This window comes from Robiginitalea biformata HTCC2501 (genome assembly GCF_000024125.1).
GTDB classification, from domain to species: Bacteria; Bacteroidota; Bacteroidia; order Flavobacteriales; family Flavobacteriaceae; genus Robiginitalea; species Robiginitalea biformata.
In genome coordinates this window covers 810,255-832,323 of sequence record NC_013222.1, presented here as the reverse complement: position 1 = coordinate 832,323, position 22,069 = coordinate 810,255, and the positions used below count along the sequence as shown (strand labels likewise).

The 22,069-nt window shown below is 51.8% G+C and carries 17 protein-coding genes, 1 tRNA gene and 1 pseudogene; 12 read left to right on the top strand and 7 right to left on the bottom strand.

Going from position 1 to position 22,069, the window contains the following annotated elements; all coding sequences use genetic code 11:
• Positions 1–57 precede the first annotated feature (57 nt).
• The 5 genes from RB2501_RS03685 to RB2501_RS03660 all read left to right on the top strand — a co-directional run bounded on the left by RB2501_RS03685 (position 58) and on the right by RB2501_RS03660 (position 6,505).
• A complete protein-coding gene (locus RB2501_RS03685) occupies positions 58–1,905 on the top strand; it encodes an AAA family ATPase (RefSeq protein WP_041326958.1) in 1,848 nt (615 codons plus the stop codon).
• Between the two features lie 2 nt (positions 1,906–1,907).
• The gene (locus RB2501_RS03680) at positions 1,908–2,867 is read left to right on the top strand and encodes a hypothetical protein (protein ID WP_015753400.1); all 960 of its coding nucleotides are present in this window, start codon (positions 1,908–1,910) and stop codon (positions 2,865–2,867) included.
• A 62-nt stretch (positions 2,868–2,929) separates the two neighbouring features.
• On the top strand, positions 2,930–4,279 hold the full coding sequence (locus RB2501_RS03675) for an ATP-dependent DNA helicase (protein WP_015753399.1): 1,350 nt from the start codon (positions 2,930–2,932) through the stop codon (positions 4,277–4,279).
• 437 nt (positions 4,280–4,716) lie between these two features.
• Positions 4,717–5,142, top strand: a complete 426-nt coding sequence (locus RB2501_RS03665; RefSeq protein ID WP_015753397.1) for a hypothetical protein — start codon at positions 4,717–4,719, stop codon at positions 5,140–5,142.
• Between the two features lie 163 nt (positions 5,143–5,305).
• Positions 5,306–6,505, top strand: coding sequence for a hypothetical protein (locus RB2501_RS03660; protein WP_015753396.1), 1,200 nt, complete (start codon positions 5,306–5,308; stop codon positions 6,503–6,505).
• Positions 6,506–6,614: 109 nt separating this feature from the next.
• Here RB2501_RS03660 and RB2501_RS03655 read toward each other — a convergent pair.
• Both RB2501_RS03655 and RB2501_RS03650 read right to left on the bottom strand, forming a co-directional pair.
• Positions 6,615–6,875, bottom strand: a pseudogene (locus tag RB2501_RS03655) (tyrosine-type recombinase/integrase); the annotation flags it as partial.
• 484 nt (positions 6,876–7,359) lie between these two features.
• Positions 7,360–7,433 (bottom strand) — tRNA-Ile (locus RB2501_RS03650).
• Between the two features lie 259 nt (positions 7,434–7,692).
• On the opposite strand from RB2501_RS03650, the gene RB2501_RS03645 reads away from it, so the two are divergent.
• Together RB2501_RS03645 and RB2501_RS03640 are read left to right on the top strand one after the other, a co-directional pair.
• Positions 7,693–8,367 carry a hypothetical protein gene (locus RB2501_RS03645; RefSeq protein ID WP_015753394.1) on the top strand — a complete coding sequence of 225 codons (675 nt, stop codon included), beginning with the start codon at positions 7,693–7,695 and terminating at the stop codon, positions 8,365–8,367.
• 218 nt (positions 8,368–8,585) lie between these two features.
• Positions 8,586–9,008, top strand: a complete 423-nt coding sequence (locus RB2501_RS03640) for a DoxX family protein (protein WP_015753393.1) — start codon at positions 8,586–8,588, stop codon at positions 9,006–9,008.
• A 112-nt stretch (positions 9,009–9,120) separates the two neighbouring features.
• Here the strand turns inward: RB2501_RS03640 and mce are convergent, their stop codons facing one another.
• The gene (gene mce / locus RB2501_RS03635; RefSeq protein ID WP_015753392.1) at positions 9,121–9,522 is read right to left on the bottom strand and encodes a methylmalonyl-CoA epimerase; all 402 of its coding nucleotides are present in this window, start codon (positions 9,520–9,522) and stop codon (positions 9,121–9,123) included.
• A 51-nt stretch (positions 9,523–9,573) separates the two neighbouring features.
• On the opposite strand from mce, the gene rbfA reads away from it, so the two are divergent.
• Together rbfA and RB2501_RS03625 are read left to right on the top strand one after the other, a co-directional pair.
• Positions 9,574–9,966 carry a 30S ribosome-binding factor RbfA gene (gene rbfA, locus RB2501_RS03630; RefSeq protein WP_041326951.1) on the top strand — a complete coding sequence of 131 codons (393 nt, stop codon included), beginning with the start codon at positions 9,574–9,576 and terminating at the stop codon, positions 9,964–9,966.
• Between the two features lie 2 nt (positions 9,967–9,968).
• Complete coding sequence (locus RB2501_RS03625) at positions 9,969–11,177, top strand: ABC transporter permease (RefSeq protein WP_015753390.1); 1,209 nt, start codon at positions 9,969–9,971, stop codon at positions 11,175–11,177.
• A gap of 30 nt (positions 11,178–11,207) precedes the next feature.
• On the opposite strand, the gene dusB is transcribed toward RB2501_RS03625, so the two are convergent.
• From dusB to RB2501_RS03610, 3 genes are all read right to left on the bottom strand, one after another.
• The gene (gene dusB, locus RB2501_RS03620) at positions 11,208–12,200 is read right to left on the bottom strand and encodes a tRNA dihydrouridine synthase DusB (RefSeq protein ID WP_015753389.1); all 993 of its coding nucleotides are present in this window, start codon (positions 12,198–12,200) and stop codon (positions 11,208–11,210) included.
• Positions 12,201–12,253: 53 nt separating this feature from the next.
• On the bottom strand, positions 12,254–14,659 hold the full coding sequence (locus tag RB2501_RS03615) for an outer membrane beta-barrel protein (protein ID WP_148214285.1): 2,406 nt from the start codon (positions 14,657–14,659) through the stop codon (positions 12,254–12,256).
• A gap of 110 nt (positions 14,660–14,769) precedes the next feature.
• Positions 14,770–16,032 carry a M28 family peptidase gene (locus RB2501_RS03610; protein ID WP_015753387.1) on the bottom strand — a complete coding sequence of 421 codons (1,263 nt, stop codon included), beginning with the start codon at positions 16,030–16,032 and terminating at the stop codon, positions 14,770–14,772.
• Between the two features lie 36 nt (positions 16,033–16,068).
• Here RB2501_RS03610 and RB2501_RS03605 point away from each other — a divergent pair, with 36 nt between their 5' ends.
• Both RB2501_RS03605 and lepA read left to right on the top strand, forming a co-directional pair.
• Positions 16,069–17,214 carry a TolB family protein gene (locus tag RB2501_RS03605; RefSeq protein WP_041326949.1) on the top strand — a complete coding sequence of 382 codons (1,146 nt, stop codon included), beginning with the start codon at positions 16,069–16,071 and terminating at the stop codon, positions 17,212–17,214.
• 82 nt (positions 17,215–17,296) lie between these two features.
• Positions 17,297–19,093, top strand: coding sequence for a translation elongation factor 4 (gene lepA, locus RB2501_RS03600; RefSeq protein ID WP_015753384.1), 1,797 nt, complete (start codon positions 17,297–17,299; stop codon positions 19,091–19,093).
• Here lepA and RB2501_RS03595 read toward each other — a convergent pair.
• Positions 19,090–21,006, bottom strand: coding sequence for a cation:proton antiporter (locus tag RB2501_RS03595; RefSeq protein ID WP_015753383.1), 1,917 nt, complete (start codon positions 21,004–21,006; stop codon positions 19,090–19,092). The two genes, lepA and RB2501_RS03595, sit on opposite strands and share 4 nt — an antisense overlap.
• A 156-nt stretch (positions 21,007–21,162) precedes the next feature.
• Here RB2501_RS03595 and RB2501_RS03590 point away from each other — a divergent pair, with 156 nt between their 5' ends.
• Entirely contained in the window at positions 21,163–22,020 is an 858-nt protein-coding gene (locus RB2501_RS03590; RefSeq protein WP_015753382.1) for an MBL fold metallo-hydrolase, read from the top strand.
• Positions 22,021–22,069: the final 49 nt, after the last annotated feature.

The following is a 22,069-nucleotide window of genomic DNA, read 5'->3' as shown; positions in this document are numbered from 1 at the left end:
TTTAATAGCGAATTGGCGCCTTATACTTTTTCAGGCATCATAATCATCAGGAATTTTATGAAAATAGGAATCCGGAATTTCAGAGTTTTTTCCTCAACGCAAATATTTGATATACGTCCTATTACTATTCTTTTAGGCCCCAATAATGCGGGGAAAAGCTCATTGACCAAGCTGTTATTGCTGCTAAAAAACGGCATCTCCAAACTTGAGTTTACCAAAGGGGAACACAATCTGGAAAGCTTTTCAAAGGTGCTAAATTGGAATTTAGGTTCTGAGGAATTGGTTTTAAGCATTTACGAAGACTATCAAGCCTTGCCCGGCCTTTTCCATAAGGTTTACTATAAAGGTGATCTCGCTTATAAAATCGAGATTTGTGATTCCGAGGAAATTCCGATAGCCTGCAAATATTCTAAAGTCAATAATGATGATGGAAGTAAAGACATTCTGAGCTTCACCAAGCACACTGCTTGGTTGTCCATTGATCTGAAGAGAATGATGGATTCCATCTATGATGGCTCCCTGTTGGAATCCCATATGCTTAAAACTGAAGACAGCGATATTACTTCAGAAGAAATGGAACAATTACTTAAGTCAACGTGCAAGAATATTCTTAAGGCTGATGGATTTTATCTAGATTCTGTTACTCTTGATAACCTCGAGGATATATTCAGCAGGATATCCAGGATTCAGCAAGAGAATTCATATTATTTTAAATTCAGAAGTCTGTTACGAACTGCTGCCATTAGAAATGAAATAAAACAACTCGAGAGAGACTACAATCCATTTCGAATATTCCTCGGCAAAAAGGAGATGACCCATCTCTTTGCAAATGTGATTGAAGAAGAAATTAATGCACTTAAGAATGGGTTTGAGTTAGCCCCATCAATTTATAGAGAGACTGATACGTTTATAGACATTAGTACGTCTATTTACAATGTGCCCAACAGGCTTCAAAACGAATTGCAGAATAGAATCTATAACTATTTGTTTGATAAAGAAGATCGATCAATTGCAAATGATCCAATAGTTGTTGAATATTCCACCCTTGGTAAAATTCTATTCTCGAAGCTATTGGGATCTCATGCCTTCGAGAATTCTGGTAACCCCTTAGACTCTGATTTTGACGATGCGGGTCCCACGGAAATTGAATTTGCCCGATCACTATTTGATGGATTTGGTTATTTCAAATTCAAGAGTTTATTCAAGAACATTGATTACATCTCTGCAAACAGAGGAACTCAGAAACGGGTTCTTCTTAATGAAGGAGAAACACAAATGGATGAAATTATAAGGGACTACTCTTCCAGAGAAAGAACATTTAAGGATTATGAGTCAAAAGCACTACAGTTATTCGGAATACCCGGTGAAATTGAGGTCAAGAGATTCGAAAATTTTGCTTCGGTTGTTTCTCTTAAAGGAAAAAAAGAAATTAACCTATCAGATCTCGGGTATGGGTATTCCCAAATTGTTCCCATTATCTTACGCATTAGTAATGCCATAGGAAGTTTAGCAACATTTCAGAAGAAGCCCCTGATTAACGAATACACCATTATTATTGAAGAACCAGAGGCGAATCTTCACCCCAATCTTCAGTCTAAAATTGCTGACTTTCTTCACCTGACAATTACTACTTTTCCAGGATTACAATTTGTGATTGAAACGCATTCTGAATACCTGATCCGCAAGCTACAATATCTTGTTGCGAACGATTCGCTTGATGAAAAGAGTGTGGCCATTTACTATTTCAATAGTGATGAGTATGTCAATGAAAAGGAACCAAAGGTGAAGGAAATATCAATTACAGCCAATGGCAATCTTACGGATACCTTCGGTCCGGGGTTTTACGATGAATCCACTCGTCTGAAATTTGATCTGATGCGCATTAATCAGGAGCAGCAAAACTGATCATGGAACTCTATATCGAAAAAGCGTTTCTGGATGATTTCTATGCAAGCCTTGATAAAAGAAATTACAGTCTTGGACAGAAAGCGCTTGTATCCATTTTAACAGACTATGGAGAAGTAGATTGGTTCATTGATTGCCCTATTAAATCTCCTGAGGATCTGGAGCGGCTTTCATTGGACAATCCCCTTTTCGCCTCCCGGTCCAATTACCATCCTCCTACTTCAGTAGAAAGTTTTGAAAAACATTTCTTCAAACACTCAAGCTGTGAACAGACTCTAATCTTTTGTGTCGAAAAGAAAGACTGGTTTGAGGAAGCAGAAAGAAAAGGAGCACTATGTTTTGAGTTTGAGACCTTCGAAAGAACAATAGAGGAGATCATTTCGAAATGCCATAAAAGGTTTGATCTTTTTGAGGAATTTCCTGGTTGGAATTGGTTTGAATTCTTTGCTCATTTACCTATCAACTCCCTTATTATTAATGATCATTATATATTATCTGAATCTTCTGGGCATATATTAAGCAAGAACTTATTTCCCTTACTCCATGCGCTGTTAAATCAAGGCAAGAAATCAGATGTACAAATTAGAATTCACACCAAAGATTTTAAGGTCAGGCCTCCGGAAACTGAGGAATCGAAAGCTGAGAGGATTGTTCAAAAACTGAATTCAATATTTGCCAAATCCCCTTACTCTTTCCAGATAGTTACTAATGCTCACGCCACTGGCACTCCTTTTCATGATCGCTATCTGTACTCCAATTTTCTAATAGTTAAAGCAACTCGTGGATTTAATCTTGTTCCTAATGCCAAGGGAGAGGACACCGAACTCGAAAGCTCAAGTATCTTTGATCACTATCATTACCGGCAAATTAATAACCGCAAAAGACTGCATCAGAAATATCTTGAGAAACTGAAGTCTCCGGGGTTTAGTACTTTGAGTTTTGTCTCGTTCCCGTCTTTTTAGCACTTGTGCAGTTCTGCTGCACGCATCTGTTTTACGTTTGTTTCCGAAAGGTCAAAGAACCTATGAAACAAACGAAAAACATTCTGGAATTCCTTCAGTTCTCAGCGCCTACAGCAGATCAAAAATCCGCATTAGAGAAACTCGAGGCATTTGTTTCAAAAAGGAATAAAGAGGATTTCTTTATCCTTTCCGGAGCTGCAGGTACAGGTAAAACCTCCATCACTACAGCACTTATTGGGCTTCTGAATCACAATGGTGTTCACTATAAAATAGCAGCACCCACAGGTCGCGCTGCACGTATTCTCGGGCGAAAAGCCAGAACGATTAATAGCACCGTGCACTCACTTATTTATAATGCCAAGCCAAACCCGGAAAGCGGCATCATTCATCTACAGCCAAAGAAGAACGAGGTTATGGATTATACCATTTTTATCATCGATGAGGCATCCATGATCTCGTCGGTAGCCTCGAAAGACGATAATGCCCTCTTCCAGGCAAAAAGGTCGTTGCTTTCTGATCTTATCGATTTTGTGAAGGAGGGAAATGCAAACAACAAAATTGTCTTCTTAGGGGATCGTAATCAACTCCCTCCAGTACATGAGAGAGTATCTCAAGCACTATCTGAGGTGTATCTGACCCAGAAGTTTGACCTTAAAGGTTCTGTATCCATTCTCCATGAAGTTAAGCGTCAGCAGGACGGTACAGAGATTTTGAGAAATGCCACCCTGCTGAGCAGAGAAATTGAGGCAGGTGGCAGTCAGTTTGCCCTTACAGGATTTGCTAAAACAGATATATGGAGTGCTGTTGGGGAATATGCCAGGTCTTATAGCTCAGAAAATGTGGATCGCTGTATTTCTATCGGGGCTACTCATAAAATGAATGCTGTTTTCAATGGTGCTGTCCGACGCACCCTCTACGGATTTGGCGCAAATACGATAGAACAAGATGAGCTGCTGATTATCACGCGACAATGGAAAAGGAATGGGCATACCCTCTTTAGTGGAGATCATCTGATCGTCAAGGAAGTCTTCATGTCAGACCTGGAAGAGGTCGCTGGATTGCATTTTGTTCCCGTTAAATTAAAATCGAAAACCCTGAAAGGAGAGGACGAGTATATTGAAGATTATCTGTTGTTGGAATCCGTGGTTCAGCCACAGGGACTGACTTCAAAACAGGAGAACAACTTACGTCATGAACGCTACACCAAAAACATCGTCTATCGGGAATCTGGCAACGCATTTGACGACCGCTATGTAGGAGCCATAAGAGCAACCTACGGGCACTCTATCACCTGTCATAAGGCACAAGGAGGAGAGTGGGATAAAGTCTTTCTAAACTCGTTCTACATGCCTTCCTTGAGATATATGTACACCGCCATAACCCGAGCTCAAAACACTCTGGTGCTCTACTAATCAACGCTTGTTCAATCAAACTATGAATACAGTTTTAGTTACGAAGCATCGAATCTTTAAAGCAAAGAAATCCCTGATATATGCATGCCTTAACAATCAACCTGGTTACTTCCTGCCATTTTTAAAGTATCCGGAAGTCCAAACCGATATGCCGAATAAGATGCGCTTCTATCGCTTTTTTAAATACATGCTGAGTTGTGCTCATCAAAACTCAACAGGGTCTTGGACTGTAAACATTGAGCCATCATTCTGTTTCAGGACACCGGAGGCCTTCTGTTTTGCCTTTTATGACCAAACGCACCAATATTCAAGACTTAACATTGAAATACAGGAAATGAAGAAGGAAATAAGAATCGTCACCATGCCGTTTTGATCCCCTGCCGGGGTTTTCTCAATTGCCTTTTAAGAATAAAAACAACCATTTAAAAGAAGTCCACATGGAAGATCACAAGTTAACCGAAGATCGCGTTATTGAACTGCTTATGCCTTATCTCAAAAGCAGGGATTGGAAGATTGAGAGTTATTGTCTGGGACAAAAACGGGGCATTGATATTGTCGCATTGAAAAATGGCAAAAAGCTAGTTGTCGAAACGAAAGGGGCAAAAGCAAATGATAATTCCCCAACCAAAAAGAGAAAGTATTTTGATAGTGGGCAAATTAAGGATCACTTTGGGAAGGCTATAGTAAAATCGCTTGAGACCAAAAACAATTTCCCAGAGTCTGTTGTGGCTATTGCTCAGCCCTTAGATGAGGATATTAAAAGAGCTATTGGCGGAATCATTCCCAACTTAAATGACATTGGCATTGTTCATTTTTGGGTGAAATCCAATGGCGAAATCATTGTGGAAGGGGCGATAGAATAGTGGATCATAGGAACAATTACTCAATTATACTTTACAGTAATTTGCAGGAACTATTAAGGGTAATGTCCTGCTCGCAGGGATATCTCTTAGCTTGGGTTTGGTACTTGTTATCTGTTTAGTAACTTCTGTTATTCTTTTTAGCTGCTTTAAAACAACATTGCTGATGCAGTACTATTACGATACTCAACCATACTATCCTTACATATGCCTGAATGACACCACTCAGGACGAACTAAAATCATTGGTGGCATTCCTAGATAAGGAGGGCTTAAAACCAACAAAATTCTATTCCGACCCTAAATACCCCGCTTCAAATGGAACCCGGTATAGATACTTATTCAGGCTTCCGTTTGTCAAAACGAAAACTGGAGAGCATGCGAAGCCTGATAGCAGTAAGGTTCAAGAAATGTTGGACATGTTTATGTCTCTTCGAGACCAGTCTAATCATCTTGCTGAGGGTAAAACCAAATCCAACAGTGTCTCAGCAAGCGAAGTAAACTACCTGAAGCAGGTCATCGGATCATTACAATCAGAAATCACAAGGTTTCAGTCGGAGCGGAAAATGTTGGAGTCCGACAAGAGCTTCTTGAAATCCCAAATGGTTAATCTCGAGAAGATCACTCATGTCCACTATCAAGAAAACCAGAAAATAATTGCCTCACTTTCAGGATTGTCTGATAAGCTATCTGCTGATATTGACGGCTTGCTTGGAAAGAGCGGAGCAAATTCAATGGATATGGATAAGCTTCTGGCAAGCGTCAAAAAGAGAGAAGAAACTCTTAAAGAAAGAGAAAAGAAGGCATTTGAACTTGAAAAGGAAGTATTGAAGGCCCATGAACGACTTGAAGAACTTGAAAAACTCAAGAAGGAGGAGTTCGAGGAGCGGGAGCGGATTCTCGAAGAAGACTATCGAAGAAGGGTAGATGAATTAAGAGCCAGTGATTTTGGAATAGACAAACAGGATGATTCTTTTGAAGATCCTTACGATGGATTACAAATCCTTTGTACAGGAGCAACTTCTCTTGCTTCCAATGATATAACCAAAGTCATTGGTGAAGAATTTGATCGGATTTTCTCCAAGTGGCTTTCAAAAAAACACATCGAGATTGTTCCCGAATACAACATCAAAAACTCGAATGTTCTTCAGAAGATTAAATCTGGCAAATACAACTATGTGATACTTGGACCCATTCCGCACTCGAACAAAGGGGGAAATGCCAAACAAAGCGTTGACAATCTGACAAAGGATTTGGATACCAAAATTTTTACGAATTATGATTGTCAACTAAGCAAGAATTTCATAAAATCTTGCGCCAAGGAATCGGCTGAATTATGGAAAAAACAACTCGAGAATAAAAATTGATATATGCGTCATTTAATTCGCCATACAGAATTCCGTTGCCGGCCATTAATGTATTTCTTGAGTCTTAGGGCCCTTTTTATTATACCCTACTGGTCCGCTGCTTGGATATTCATAACAATAAATCTTTAATCCTTTTCGTCTCCTCACTAATCCTCCTTTGTACAATTTTACCATAATACTCCTGGGTAATCTTTATACTCGAGTGACAAAGTAATTCACTTACTATCTCCATCGGCACATCATTGTTCAAAAGAACTGTAGAAGCGAAAGTCTTTCTTGCGGTGTGGTGCGTAATCCGCTTTTTGATGCCCAAAATTGCAGCGATCTCCTTGAGGTTGGAGTTGATTTTCTGATTACTCATCCTAGGCAGCATATTATGATTCGCTATTATATAATCCAATCTTTGTTTGCGTAACGCGAGGTCTTTGCGATTATGTTATCTTGGGTTGGCGGCTAGCGCCGACCAGAGAATGACGGCTCCTGCTTGGAAGTACTTCACAGAATTGATTCCCTGGGTTGCTTTCTCCTCATGTCGAAAGCGACCGGAGATGAAATCAACGGATTTCATGCCTGGGTTGGCGGCTGGCGCCGCCGACCAGAAAATCACCACTCCTGCAAATAGCAAACCTCCGCTTTGCTAGCGCAAATCGGCGCCTTTTCGTTCCTGATCACCTGGGTTGCTTTCTCCTGCGTCGAAAGCGACCAGAAAATCACCACTCCTGCAAATAGCAAACCCCGGCTTGCTAAAGCAAGCCTTGGTTTTACATCTGTGGTTCGCTCACTCAAGCAAGCTTGGTTCGCTTCCCACAAATGCAAAACCCCGCACGTTTCCGTGCGGGGTTTGCTGCTTGATGTGGTCCCACCTGGGCTCGAACCAGGGACCCCTTGATTATGAGTCAAGTGCTCTAACCAGCTGAGCTATAGGACCCGTTTTGGAGCATGCAATATTACCACTTATTTCGGGAGGCTGCAAGCAGATTTTCCTGTTGGCTTCCCCGTGCTGTTAAAGCTATTAAAATTGAATAATTCGTCCTATAAGTGATTGAATGCCATTATTTTATTGTACTTTATCAAGTGCTATCTCGAAATAGAGACACACGGCTTATAGCTTCCCCTATAATTTCCGACGTAAGGTTTGTGCTATCGAGGTTCCATTCCAATCATGTAACCCATTAAACAAACATAGCATGAAAACCAATTCTTCTTTTTTCAAAAATTCAATTTTTGGGGTATCCCTGTTCGCATGCATACTTATTGCCGCAGGCTGTACCCATGATTCTGTCGGGGTTTCCAGTTCCGATGATGCGGAAAGCCTCAATATGGTTTCAGCCAGGGGGAAAAAGGCCCGGCCTATTAAGGCAACACTTTTCAATTTTGAGGATCCGAATGAACAAGATGTCCTGATTTGCAGTCCCCAGGAATTTGGATTTCCCCTGACCAGGAACATCATTGGTGGGCGTATGAGCCACTTGGGAAAATTACAGCAAGGCGTCTCCCATGCTGTAACCGGAGACATGTTATCAGGAAGTTTCGGCGTGCCGGTTACCTGTGACATTAATGTAGTGACATTTCGGGAATTGGTCACCACGTTCGAGGTCACCTACGTCGCAGCCAATGGCGATCAATTCGTTACTATCGAACATGTTTCAATCCAGTTTCCAAATACCACGGAAGGTGGCGGAATTGATTACACCACCGGCACCTTTACTAATGCCCTGGACGGGGATGGCAATCCCATCCCAATAACCATCAAAGAAGGAACCGGTAGGTTTCAAAATGCCACCGGAGAATTTTTCCAAAGGAATGCCCGCTTCGGTCCGGAAGGGACATTTTGGGAACTGGAAGGCGAGATTACTTATTAATTGAACAATTAAGCAAAATCCAAAACCCAGCTGATCGCTTCGGCTGGGTTTTTTGTTTCGCATAGCTGGAGAACCCAGCGTATAAATGAGGCTGCACACGGGGCAATATCACCTGTCACATCCTCCGGAAAAGCCACAATCCCCAATGGGCCATAGCGAAAATAATTTTTTTATCTCCCTAAACTTCAGTAATTTAAGTAGGTTAAAACAACGTAGCCATGGGAACAATCAAAACTTGGGACAAGTGGGCGGACGCCCACTCCTATTACGGTTTGGATGTGCTTCGGGTGGCCCTGGGGGTATTCCTGTTTGTTAAAGGGGTGAGCTTTATGTCCAACCTGGACCTGTTCATGAGCATGATGCGGCCCTACCAGGACCTGCCGGGCAGCTGGATCATCCTGCACTATGTGGCCGCGGCGCATTTTGTCGGCGGCTTTTTTATCATTATCGGCCTGCTCACGCGATGGGCCGTAGGGTTTCAGATCCCCATCCTTTTCGGGGCGATTATGACGAATTTCCTGGGCGAGATGATTCCCGCCAACCTGATCACGGCCATCATCGTGCTGCTGGTCTGCGTCTTCTTCTTTGTATACGGTTCCGGGAGGTTTTCACTGGATGCCTACCTGAAGAAGTACCAGTAGGGAGTTCATCCCACGATATAACGGATGGAACCCGGCAACCGGATGGAACCTGTAGGTTTGGAACTGCCTCCGGATTTGCCGGTTTGTGCCGGAAGCTTGCACAGGCGAAGCCCTAGCCCATATCCTGGCAGAGTTCCACCAGGACGCCGTGGGTGCCTTTCGGGTGGAGGAAGGCCACCAGTTTGTTGTCTGCCCCTTTTTTGGGCTCCTCATTGAGTACGGTAAACCCCTCGGCCCGGAGACGGGCCATCTCGGCTCGGATATCTTCCACGTCGAAGGCGATGTGGTGGATGCCCTCGCCCCGTTTTTCGAGGTATTTGGCAATCGGGCTGTCCGGGGAAGTGGCTTCGAGCAGTTCCACCTTGTTGGGGCCGGAGCGGAAAAATGCGGTGCGCACCCCTTCCGAGGCAACCTCCTCCGTCTTGTAGGCCGGGCTGCCCAGGAGTTTTTCATACAAGTCGCCGGCTGCTTTCAGATCATTTACCGCGATCCCAATATGTTCGATTTTGCGCATTCCCGGGGCGTTTTCCTACGAAAATAAGCCATTTGTGTGTACTTTTGGGCTGTGGAAACGCAACGACAGAAAAAAATCGCCGGCCTCCTCCAGCAGGACCTGGCCGAAATGCTCCAACGGGCGGCCGTCGACGGCGGGCTCCAGGGGATTATCCTTTCGGTGACCAAAGTCCACGTCACCTCAGACCTGTCCATTGCCAAAGTATATGTGAGTATCTTCCCGGTCAAAGAGGCCACGGGCCTGATCAAGGGGATCCAGGCGCAAAAGGCACAATTCCGGCACGAACTGGCCCGGCGCACGCGCAACCAGCTCCGGCGCGTTCCCGAACTGCAATTCTACCTGGACGATTCCCTGGAATACATCGAGAATATCGAAAAGTCGCTCAAGGAAGGGGAAGACCCCATCGAGAACCCGGACCTGCTGCCCCGCCGCAAAAAATCCTGAGCGTGAACTTCCCGCTGTACATCGCCCGGCGCTATGTCCGTTCCAAAAGCAGCCAGAACGCGGTCAACATCATCAATGCAGTCACTTTCGGCGTCATTGTCATCGGCTCCGCTGCCCTGTTTATCGTCCTCTCCGGTTTTGCGGGGTTAAAAACCTTCAGCCTGTCTTTCAGCAACACGTTCGACCCGGACATGCGCATTGTCCCGGCCAGCGGGAAGACCTTTGCCTTTGGCCCGGAACAAGCTGCGGGGTTGCGGGACATCCCGGGGATCGCCTCGTATTCCAGGGAACTGGAAGAACGCGTTTACCTCACCCACGACCAGCGCAGCATGATTGCCTATATCAAAGGGGTGGATTCCGCCTACAACCGCACCACGGGCATCGACAGCACCATCTATATGGGGCTCTGGGACCTCAGCGCCCAACAGGCGGTTTCCGGGATCTCCATCGCCTCCCAGCTCTCGCTGAGCGTTCAGAATTACCGCTCCCCCCTCATCGTACTGGTCCCGAAACCCGGAACGGGCAACCTCTCCCCCCAGGGCCTGGGCGACCAGCCCTACAACCAGATGGCGGTGATCCTCTCCGGAATCTACCAGATTGAGGAGGGGCTGGATAAAAAATACCTGTTTGCAGACCTCGGGCTGGTGCAGGCGCTGCTGGAGCGCGACAGCCTGCAGGTATCCGGGGTGAACCTGAGACTCACACCGGAGGCCGATGAAGCAGCCATGCTGTCGGCCGTGCGTGATACCCTGGGGAGCGGCGTGGAAGTCCGTACCCGTCGCCAGCTCAACCAGACGCTCTACCGGATGCTGAATACCGAAAACCTCGCAACCTACCTGATCTTTACGCTGGTGTTAATCATTGCGCTCTTTAACGTGGTGGGGGCCATCATCATGATGATCCTGGACAAGCAGCTCCATACCCGCACCCTCTATTCGCTGGGGCTCACCGTTAGGCAGCTCCGCCGGATCTATTTCCTGCAGGGGGTACTGGTTACCTGTGCAGGCGGGGTAATCGGGGTATTGATCGGGGTGGCGCTGATCGGGTCGCAACTCGCCTTTGGCTGGCTGATGATCACCCCGTCCCTGGCCTACCCGGTGGCCCTGAGCTGGGCGAATGTGGGGATTGTTCTGGCCACCATAGCCGTGTTGGGGGTCATTGCCGCCCGCATTGCGAGCAACCGAATAAATAAAAAGATGCTGAGCCTGTAGCGGTCCAATCCGGGAACTGGGATCGGGAATTCAGGCAAACTCGTGGGTGGCAAATGCCTCCAGGGCCTCGTCGAAGGCGGCAAAGACGTCGGCCGAGTCGTCGCTGGTAACCATCTTCATCCGGTAGGGCTTAAAATTCGGGATCCCCTTGAAGTAGTTCGTGTAGTGCCGGCGGGTTTCAAATACGCCGAGCTTTTCCCCCTTCCAGTCGATGGCCATCTGCAGGTGGCGGCGCGCTGCTGCCACGCGTGCCTCCATGTCCGGCGGCGGCAGGTGCTCCCCGGTTTCGAAATAGTGCTTTACCTCCCGGAAAAACCACGGGTAGCCAATGGATGCCCGGCCAATCATCGCCCCGTCCAGACCGTATTCGTCCCGCATGCGAACCGCTGCCTCCGGGGTGTCCACATCCCCGTTCCCAAACACAGGAATGTGCATCCGCGGATTGTTCTTTACCTCGGCAATGGGCCGCCAGTCTGCCTCCCCTTTGTACATCTGCACCCGGGTCCGGCCGTGGATGGCGATGGACTGGATGCCCACGTCCTGGAGCCGTTCGGCCACCTCGACGATCTTAATGGAATTGTGATCCCAGCCCAGGCGGGTCTTCACCGTCACGGGCAGGTGGGTCCGTTTCACCATCGCCTCGGTGAGTTTTACCATCAGCGGGATGTCGCGCAGGATCCCGGCCCCGGCATTCTTGCAAACCACTTTTTTAACCGGGCAGCCAAAATTGATATCGATAATGTCCGGCCCGGTCTCGGTAACGATGTCCACAGCCTGGAGCATGGAGTCCAGTTCGGCCCCGAAGATCTGGATGCCGATGGGCCGCTCCTTTTCATAGATGTCCAGCTTCACCACGCTTTTGGCGGCATCCCGGATCAGGCCCTCGGACGAGATAAATTCCGTGTACATCACATCGGCCCCCTGTTCCTTGCAGAGCGTGCGGAAGGGCGGGTCGCTCACATCCTCCATCGGGGCGAGCAGCAACGGGAAATCCGGGAGTTCCACAGGGCCGATACGAACCATAAATTGCTGTTTTTGCGCTACAAAGCTACGAATAAGGTGGATTTCCGGGCAAATCAATCCTCCACAATCCGGTCCCGCTCCGTGTTCCGCAGGTCGGCACGCCGGCTCTGCAGGCGGTAATTCCCGAAATTATAGGTGAATCCCAGCCGGATAAAACGGGTTTCGGGGCGGGAGTAAAACGCATTGTCCTGGTTGGCGTACCGGGAGGTGTACGTGGCATTGGCCCGTCCGAGCAGGTCCTCGGCCACCAGGCTCAGGGAGGCCCGGCCCTGCCAGAGCGATTGGCGGAGACCGGCGCTCAGGGCAATCGTTTCCGATCGCTTAAACGACCCGTGGAGGAAGCCGCTCAGGTACAGCAGGGAGACATCCCCGGTAAGCGTGCCGTCCCCCGAAAGCGTCAGTGAATTGTTGAGGTAGCCGTAATACCCGCTGACGCGGTTGGTGTAGGTTTCCTGCTCGCTCAATACGGCCAGCAGCGTCTCCTCCTCGTAAAAAAGCGAATTGTAGGCGTAAACCTGCCACCAATCCAACAGGGCTTTGGATACTGTGAAGTCCAGCCCGTAGGAAATGCTTCCCAGCGTGTTCTGCTTAATTTGCAGTAGGGTCTGGTTTTCGTTGTCCTGGAAGCTGAGCGTACTGATGTACCGACCATTATCCCGGTAATACAGGTCTATAAAATACGTGTTGTCCAGGGAGAGGTTCAGGTTGAAGTTGTGGCTGAAATTCGGGACGAGGTTCGGGTTGCCCTCATTGTAGTCGTTTTCATTCAGGAAGAACCGGAAAGGGTTCAGGTCCTGGTAATTTGGCCGCGTCAGCCGCCGGTTGTAGGTTAGCGCCATGCTGTGCTTCTCCCCCAGGGCCCGCCCGAGGTACAGCGTGGGAAACCACTCCAGGTAGTCCTGGTTGTTGATCTCGTCCAGGGTTTCCGAACGGGCCCGCACCTGTGTCTGCTCGGCGCGCAGCCCCAGGCGGAGCGACCAGGCCGACCATTCCTGGTACAGGCTCGCGTAGGCGGCGTAAACCTCCTCGTCATAGGAAAACCGGTCCGTCACGGCAATGTCAAAAGGCGGCTCCATATTTACGTCCAGGTAGTCGATGGCGTTCCGGGATTCGATAAACGAGCCCCGCACCCCGGTTTCCAGGTTCCCCTTGCCGATTGGCACGTCCAGGTCCAGCTGGCCCGTGTAGATGTCGATTTGCTGGTCCGCATCCGTGGCAAAGAAAAAGTCCCGGAGAAAGGCCCCGGAAGGGTCAAAGTACCGGCTGTTCCCCTCCTGGACCCGGTCCAGTTCGTAGTACGTATAGTGCGCATTGGCCTTCAGGGAAGCCCCCTTCTCCCCCAGGCTGCGGCGGTAATTCAGTTCAACCGAGGCGTTGAGCCGGTCCTCGTCCAGGACGGAACGGGTTACCAGGGTGGAGTCCGGGCTTCCCTGTCCGTTGCGCATCTCGGTGCCCAGGGTATACGCGTGCTCCTGGTCCGGGGAATACAACAGGTTTGCCGTCAGGTTCAGCTCGTCCCGGTCCGAAGGGGTAAAGTCCAGGATCAGGTTGCCCTGCTGCGCCTGGGAACGCGTTATCCGGTCCATCCGGGTTTCCCAGTTGGCAAAAACCGCGTTGCCGGCGTCGATAAAGTTGATGTAGCTGTCCGAGACCTTCAATTCCTTGCGGGGGGCGATGGAATAGCTGGCGAGCAACCCGAATTTTTCGGTCTTGAAGAACTGGCTGGTGCCCAGGCTGTATTTGGGGAATACCGCCTGGGTATACTCCCCCCGAACACTGCCCTTATACCCGGGGAGGATGTTTTGCCGGGTGCGGATATTCAGCACCGGGCCGTCGCTCGCTTCAAAGCTCGCCGGGGGCAAAGGGATGACCTCAACGGACAGGATCATATCCCCCGACAACCCCCGGAGCAATTCCAGCACCTCGTCCTGCCCGAGCTGGACCTTGCGGCCGTTCAGGTAGATGGTGGCCGGTTGCCCCCGCACCTCAAGGGATTCCGGGCCGGCAATGACCCCCGGGGCATTCCTGAGGATGTCCCAGGTGCTGCCGGAACTCAGGACGGTGTTTTCCACCTTAAAGACCACCCGGTCTGCCTGCCGCTCAATGACCGGTCGCTTCCGGGTCACCACCACCTCGTCGAGCTGTTCGGCATCTTCCGACAGGATCAGGGCCCCGAGCCGCAGGTCCGAGCGGACCTCTACGGGGACAGGGCGGGCCGAATATCCAAAGTACTGGGGCTGGAACAGGTAGAGGTCCGGGGCGATGCCGTCGATTGAGAAATAGCCGGATTCATCCGAGGAGGTCCCGTTTACCCGGACGCTGTCCGCGTTGAGCAACAGGATGTTCGCATAGGGCAATGGGGTACCGCCGGTATCCTTGACGAAACCGGAGACCGAGTAGGTCTGGCTGTGCAGGGCGAGGGGGCAAATCCCCAGCAAAAGCAAGGTTCGTAACTTCAATTTCTGTCTGGGCTGGTATAAATCTAAACAATTTCACGAGCCAACCCGTTAAAATTTGGAAGAATTAGACTACCTGCACCCCGGGTGGCCTTACGCCCGGCCCCTTCTGGTTAAAACCCGATTTCCGCGGTTACCTGCCTCCCGTTGCGCGCTACCACCACCGTGGTACTGTCCCCGGGCTCAAAGGCCGAGAGGGCGCGCATGTAGCTCATCATGTCGGTTACCGTGCTGTCGCCCAGTTGAACCACCACATCCCCTTTCTGCAGGCCGGCCCGCTGGGCGGGTTTGTCTTCGCTCACGCCGTCGATCCGCATGCCGGTACCGTCAAAGAGGTAGTCCGGGACCACCCCGAGCCCCACCTTAAACCGGGGCACTTCCTCACTCTCGTTTTTGGTCTTCCGGAAGGCGATTTCCCGCTGGCTTTCCAGATCTGCGGCAATCGCCAGGATGTAATCCGAAATCTGCGCCATCCCCTCGTAATTGAGTTTCTCCGAATCGTCCGAAGGCCGGTGGTAATCTTCGTGCTGACCGGTGAAGAAGTGGAGTACGGGGACATCCTGCAGGTAAAAGGACGTGTGGTCGGAAGGGCCAACGCCGGATTCCTGGAGTACGAGGCGGAATCCCGGGTTCCGGGAACGGAGCACCTGGTTCCAGATGGGGCTGGTCCCCGTACCGCTGATGGACAGGGTGCTGTCCGGGCGGAGCCGGCCCACCATGTCCAGGTTAATCATATACGCGGGCTTGCCGAAATCGCCGGTGGGGTTCTTGGTGAAATAGTTAGACCCCAGCAGGCCCATTTCCTCCCCGGAGAAGGCAATGAACAAATAGTTATCCCGGGGTCCCGAAGCCCCGGTTGCCGCGCGTTCAGCCAGGTCCCGGGCCAGGCGGAGCATAACCGCCACCCCGCTGGCATTGTCGTCCGCCCCGTTGTGGATGGCCGAGTCTCCCCGGTGCAGCGAACCTTCGCCCCCCATCCCGAGGTGGTCGTAATGCGCCCCGATCACCACGGTGCGCTCCCCCCCGTTATTGAGCAGGCCCAGGACATTCCGGGCGGTGACCGATCCGTCCGAATGGTCGCCATACGCTACCTCCCCATGCGGGTCCTGCCGGGGGCGGAAGCTGAAGTCCTGGAAATAGCTGCCTTCCTCCCCGGCCGGTTCCAGGCCGATGGCCTCCATCCGGCGCGCCAGGTACCCGGCCGCCAGACGGGCCCCTTCCGACCCGGTGCGGCGGCCTTCCAGGGAATCGCTGGCCAGGATGTGCACATCGTCTTCCAGGCTGGCGGCAGGCGCGGCCGTCTCGGCACAACTCCCGGCGAGCAGCCCAACGGCCCCCGACATCAGAATTCCTGCAAAAAGGTTGTAATACTTCATGGCTTCCTTCTATTTTTACCAAAATTACGCATCTCCATGAGAATCTTACTTTTACTCTTGTTGGGAATTTGCACCATGGCCTGCAAGGACGGCAAAAAGCCGGAGCCCGGCGCGGGTGGGGCTTCCGATCCTGCCGATAACCCGGCCGCGGGAAGCGCTGCCGGCAGCCCCATGGCCGCATCCTCCGACACGCTCATCTACCCGGGCGAGACGCACTTTAAATCCATCCGCCAGGTCACTTTTGGCGGCGACAACGCAGAGGCCTACTGGAGTTTCGACAACCGCCAGCTGATCTTCCAGTCCAATTACGAAAAGTGGGGGGTGGAATGCGACCAGATGTTCCTGATGGATGCCGGGGAAACTTTCAACGGAAGCGTCCCGCCCATGGTCAGCACGGGGATGGGCCGTACCACCTGCGGCTATTTTATGCCGGATAATGAGCACATCCTCTACGGCTCCACCCACCTGCGGGACCCGGAATGCCCGGAGGTGCCCCTGCGTGAAAACGGCAAATACGTCTGGCCGGTATACGATTCCTTCGACATCTTCGTGGCCGACCTCCAGGGGAATATCGTCGACCAGCTGACGGACGAGCCCGGGTATGATGCCGAGGCCACCGTGTCTCCCCAGGGCGACCGGATTGTCTTTACCTCCGACCGGAGCGGCGACCTGGAGCTGTACACCATGAACCTGGACGGGTCGGACGTCCGACAGATCACCGACGAGCTCGGGTACGACGGCGGGGCGTTTTTCTCCCCGGACGGCACGCAGATCATCTTCCGGGCCTCCCGACCGGAGACTGAGGCGGAAATTGCCGAATACAAAGACCTGTTGTCCCGCGGCCTGGTCCAGCCCACCGAGATGGAGCTCTTTATCTGCAATGCAGACGGCAGCGACCTGAGGCAGCTCACCTTCCTGGGCAATGCCAACTGGAGCCCCTTCTTCCATCCGGACGGAGATAAAATTTTGTTTTCCAGCAACTTCGAATCCGAGGGCGGCTTCCCCTTCAACCTCTACCTCATCGGCACAGACGGCACGGGCCTGGAGCGGGTTACCCACGGGCAGACCTTCGACGCCTTCCCGGTCTTCTCCCCGGACGGAAAATACCTGGCCTTTTCGAGCAACCGGAACAACGGGGGCACCCGGGACACCAATTTGTTTATCGCCGAGTGGCAGGACTGAACCCGAAGTCCTCCGGGCAGCGCATAAATTCCGGTGCCGCCGAGCGCAATTTGATTATCTTTGCCTCCTATTTTCGGATTGCATGAAGAATATTCGGAATTTTTGCATCATCGCCCACATCGACCACGGCAAGAGTACGCTGGCGGACCGGCTGCTCGACTTTACCGGGTCGGTGACCGAGCGCGAAAAACAGGACCAGCTGCTGGACAGTATGGACCTGGAGCGCGAACGCGGCATCACCATCAAGAGTCACGCCATCCAGATGGACTATATCCACGATGGCGAACCCTATATCCTCAACCTGATCGACACTCCCGGGCACGTGGATTTCTCCTATGAGGTGTCCCGCTCCATCGCGGCCTGCGAAGGGGCCCTGCTCGTAGTGGATGCCGCCCAGAGCATCCAGGCACAGACCATCTCCAACCTTTACCTGGCCCTGGAAAACGACCTGGAAATCATCCCGGTACTCAACAAGGTAGACCTGCCCAGCGCCAACCCCGAGGAGGTGACGGACGATATCGTGGACCTGATTGGCTGCAAGCCCGGGGAAGTGATCCCGGCCAGCGCGAAGACGGGCCTGGGCATCCAGGAAATCCTGACAGCTATTATCGAACGCGTTCCGGCCCCGGCCGGCGACCCGGAGGCCCCGCTGCAGGCCCTGGTCTTTGACTCGGTCTACAACCCCTTCCGGGGCGTGGAAACCTACTTCCGGGTAATGAACGGGGAAATCCGCAAAGGCCAGCACATCAAATTCGTCGCTACGGGTAAAAAATACCATGCAGACGAAATCGGGACGCTGAAACTCAAACAGCTGCCCAAACAAAAAATTTCCACCGGCGATGTGGGCTACCTGATCACCGGCATCAAGGACGCCCGGGAGGTCAAGGTGGGGGATACCATTACGGACGCCGCCAACCCAACTCCCCAGGCGATTGCCGGGTTTGAAGACGTCAAACCCATGGTGTTTGCCGGAATCTATCCGGTGGACACGGAGGATTTTGAAGAGCTTCGCGCCTCCATGGAAAAGCTCCAGCTCAACGACGCCTCCCTGGTTTTCACCCCGGAGAGCAGCGCGGCCCTGGGCTTCGGTTTCCGCTGCGGCTTCCTGGGGATGCTGCACATGGAGATCATCCAGGAACGCCTGGAGCGGGAATTCGACATGACGGTCATCACCACGGTGCCCAACGTGAGTTATTACGCCTACACGACCAAGGACCCGGAAACGCCCTTTATCGTCAACAACCCCTCGGATTTGCCCGACCCCTCCACCATCAGCCGGGTGGAAGAGCCTTTCATCAAGGCCACCATTATCACCAAGTCGGATTTTGTGGGGAATGTGATGTCGCTCTGCATCGACAAGCGGGGGGAGATCACCGGGCAGACCTACCTCACCCAGGACCGGGTGGAACTCACCTTCGACATGCCCCTGGCCGAGATCGTCTTTGACTTCTACGACCGGCTGAAAACCGTGTCCAAGGGGTATGCCTCCTTCGATTACAGCCCCATCGGCATGCGGACTTCCAAGCTCGTGCGGGTGGACATCCTGCTGAATGCCCAGCCAGTTGACGCGCTTTCCGCCCTGGTGCACTTCGACAACGCCTACGACATCGGCAAGCGGATGTGCGAGAAACTCAAGGAGTTGATCCCCCGCCAGCAATTCGACATCCCGATCCAGGCGGCTATCGGCTCCAAGATCATCTCCCGGGAAACCATCAAGGCGCTCCGCAAGGACGTGACCGCCAAGTGTTACGGGGGGGATATTTCCCGGAAGCGGAAACTCCTCGAAAAGCAGAAAAAAGGGAAAAAGCGCATGCGCCAGGTAGGCAACGTGGAAATCCCCCAGCAGGCGTTTATGGCCGTGCTGAAGCTGAACGATTAGGCGTCCTGTTCGCCTGGCGAGCCGTTCTTATCGGCTTGCGCGTGCTGCTTGCCGTTCTCCTTCCCGACCGGCTCATCTTCTTCCTTGTCCAGGTCAAAAACCTTCCCGAGGTACACGAGTTTAAAGCCCTCGGTGATATCCGTGAAATCCTTGGAATATGACGGGATGATGATCAGGTCGCCCTCCGGGTCCTTGAGGAAGAGCGGGATGATGTCGTCCTCGGCCTTGGTAATCTCGATCAGGCCTTCGTAGTGTTGCCGGTCCTTCAGGTCAATTTCGTGGATGGCCGGATAATGGCGGGTGGCCTCCATCAGTTTGATAAAGTCGTCCGTGTGCGAGAACAGGCCTTCCTTCGGGTTGTTCTCCGGGTCGTTCATCTCATCCGCATCCACAAGGCGGAAGGATCCGTGTTCCCCGAACTGGTTCCGGAACTTTTCAATGGCGTACTTGTTTACCACCGAGCTCGGCGTAAGCGACATCAGGTAGCCGATATCGCTCAGCTCAATATTGTCGCTCAGCGTATCCGAATAGATATCGGCGGTGAGCGCCTCCAGCCCCAGGTTCCGCGATTTTTCCACATTTGTCTGGTTGCTGTCTATCAGCACAACATGCCGGTTGTTTTTCATCAGGTACTGGCCAATAAGACGGGAGGGCTTGGCGGCCCCGATGATCAGGATGCCTTCGGATTTTTTCAGGAATACGCCCACGAGCTGTGCGAACAACCGGGCGGTGGTTGCGTTCAGCAGAACCGTCCCCAGAACGATCACGAATACCAGGGGGGTGATAAATTCTGCCCCGGGCACCTCCTGGTCAATCAGCTTGGAACCAAAGAGGGACGCGATACCGGCTGCGACGATCCCGCGCGGACCCACCCAACCGATAAACAGCCTTTCGTTGATGCTCAGGTGGGAGCCCAGAGAGGATAAAAACACCCCCAGCGGCCGGATGAGAAACACGATAATGGCAAATAACAGTGCCGTGTTCCAGTTGTAAATGAGCTGCAGGTCTACCAGGTCGATGTTGGCCGCCAGCACGATAAACAGGATGGAGATGAGCAGCACGCTCAGGGATTCCTTGAAATACAGGAGTTCCTTGAGGTTGGGGAGCTCCGTGTTCCCCATCACCATGCCCATGACCACCACCCCGAGCAGGCCGGATTCCTTGGCGAAAATATCGGACATCACAAAGACCCCCAGCACCGTGGAAAGGGCCACGACGTTGAGCAGGTAATGGGGGATGAAATTCTTCTTAATGACAAACGCCAGGGCATGGGCAAAGGTAAATCCGAAAGTGAGGCCGAATAGCAGGATTTTGCCGAATTCGATCAGGGCGGTTTTCGTATACGCCCCCCCTTCGGCCCCGACGCTGATAAACTCGTATACCAATACGGCCACCAGGGCCCCGATCGGGTCGATCAGGATGCCTTCCCATTTCAGGACGGCGGAGACGTCTTTTTTAAGCGGGATGTTCCGCAGGATGGGGGTGATTACCGTGGGGCCCGTAACAATTATCAGGCCGCTGAACAAAAAGGAGATCTGCCAGGAAAGCCCGAAGATAAAATGCGCGGCGATGCCCGCGCCGAAAAATGTCACCAGGGTCCCCAGGGTGATAAGCTTGGTAATTACCGGCCCGACGTTCGCCACCTCGGAGCGCCTGAGCGTCAACCCGCCTTCAAAGAGGATGATACTGATGGCCAGGGAGACAAAATAATACAACCCCTCCCCGGGAAACAGGCCCTTGCTGCCGTTCCAGATCGGCTCGATCAGTTTCGCGCCATCCTCCGTAAATAAGGTGGAGATCGGCCCCACCAGCAACCCAATCAGGATCAGGGGCAGGATGGCGGGCAGTTTGAGCCTCCAGGCCACCCACTGCGCCACAATCCCGAGAATGACAATACCCGCCAGCTCTATCATGTGTTGGTTTTTGCGTTAAAGCCAAAAATAGGGAATCTCCCCAGTTATGAAACCCCGGCGACCCCGGCAATTTGCAGGAAGATGCCAAAATCTTTGTTAATCGCCTCGCTAATAGGGCCCCGAATTCGTATTTTGCGCGATCAGAAAACTACCTGGATGACCCTTTACCCCATCGAAACCGGGAATTTTAAGCTGGACGGGGGTGCCATGTTCGGCGTGGTGCCCAAATCGCTCTGGTCCCGTACCAACCCGGCGGATGCCAACAACATGATCGAGATGGCCGCCCGGAGCCTGCTGATCGAAGACGGCGACCGGCTGATCCTGATCGATACGGGCATGGGCGACAAGCAATCCGAAAAATTCTTCGGCTACTATTACCTCTGGGGCGACCATTCCCTGGACGCCTCCCTGGCGGCAGCCGGGTTCCACCGGGACGACATCACGGACGTCTTCCTGACCCACCTTCACTTTGACCACTGCGGCGGCAGTATTCGCTGGAACAGGGACCGGACGGGATACGAGCCGGCTTTCAAAAATGCGACCTTCTGGACGAATGAGGACCACTGGAAATGGGCCACCGAGCCCAATGCCCGGGAAAAGGCCTCCTTCCTCAGCGAAAATATTATGCCCATGCAGGAAAGCGGGCAGCTGGCCTTTATCCCGCGGGGGGCGGAGACCTTCCAGGAGGAAAGCCCCCTGGGTTTCGGCATCCTGTACGTAGACGGGCACACGGACAAGCAGATGATCCCGCACATCCGCTATCAGGGGCAGACCCTGGTCTTTATGGCCGACCTCCTGCCAACAACCGGCCATATCCCCCTGCCGTACGTCATGGGCTTCGATACGCGCCCGCTACTAACCCTGAAGGAAAAAGCGGCCTTCCTGGACCGGGCCTGCCGGGAAAACTACGTGCTCTTCCTGGAGCACGACGCCCACAACGAGTGCTGCACGCTCAGGGAAACCGAAAAAGGCATCCGCCTGGACAAAAGTTTTGACTTCCATGCGCAGTTTTAAAATTTTGGTTTGTACGGCGCGTAAATACCCAGTTGCAGAAGCAAACGTG

Coding starts and splice junctions, on each gene's coding strand:
- RB2501_RS03645 (WP_015753394.1), top strand. CDS start 7,693: ATGAAAACCAATTCTTCTTTTTTCAAAAATTCAATTTTTGGGGTATCC.
- RB2501_RS03640 (WP_015753393.1), top strand. CDS start 8,586: ATGGGAACAATCAAAACTTGGGACAAGTGGGCGGACGCCCACTCCTAT.
- RB2501_RS03610 (WP_015753387.1), bottom strand. CDS start 16,032: ATGAAGTATTACAACCTTTTTGCAGGAATTCTGATGTCGGGGGCCGTT.
- mce (WP_015753392.1), bottom strand. CDS start 9,522: ATGCGCAAAATCGAACATATTGGGATCGCGGTAAATGATCTGAAAGCA.
- RB2501_RS03605 (WP_041326949.1), top strand. CDS start 16,069: ATGAGAATCTTACTTTTACTCTTGTTGGGAATTTGCACCATGGCCTGC.
- RB2501_RS03675 (WP_015753399.1), top strand. CDS start 2,930: ATGAAACAAACGAAAAACATTCTGGAATTCCTTCAGTTCTCAGCGCCT.
- RB2501_RS03685 (WP_041326958.1), top strand. CDS start 58: ATGAAAATAGGAATCCGGAATTTCAGAGTTTTTTCCTCAACGCAAATA.
- RB2501_RS03660 (WP_015753396.1), top strand. CDS start 5,306: ATGCAGTACTATTACGATACTCAACCATACTATCCTTACATATGCCTG.
- RB2501_RS03665 (WP_015753397.1), top strand. CDS start 4,717: ATGGAAGATCACAAGTTAACCGAAGATCGCGTTATTGAACTGCTTATG.
- dusB (WP_015753389.1), bottom strand. CDS start 12,200: ATGGTTCGTATCGGCCCTGTGGAACTCCCGGATTTCCCGTTGCTGCTC.
- RB2501_RS03590 (WP_015753382.1), top strand. CDS start 21,163: ATGACCCTTTACCCCATCGAAACCGGGAATTTTAAGCTGGACGGGGGT.
- RB2501_RS03680 (WP_015753400.1), top strand. CDS start 1,908: ATGGAACTCTATATCGAAAAAGCGTTTCTGGATGATTTCTATGCAAGC.
- RB2501_RS03595 (WP_015753383.1), bottom strand. CDS start 21,006: ATGATAGAGCTGGCGGGTATTGTCATTCTCGGGATTGTGGCGCAGTGG.
- lepA (WP_015753384.1), top strand. CDS start 17,297: ATGAAGAATATTCGGAATTTTTGCATCATCGCCCACATCGACCACGGC.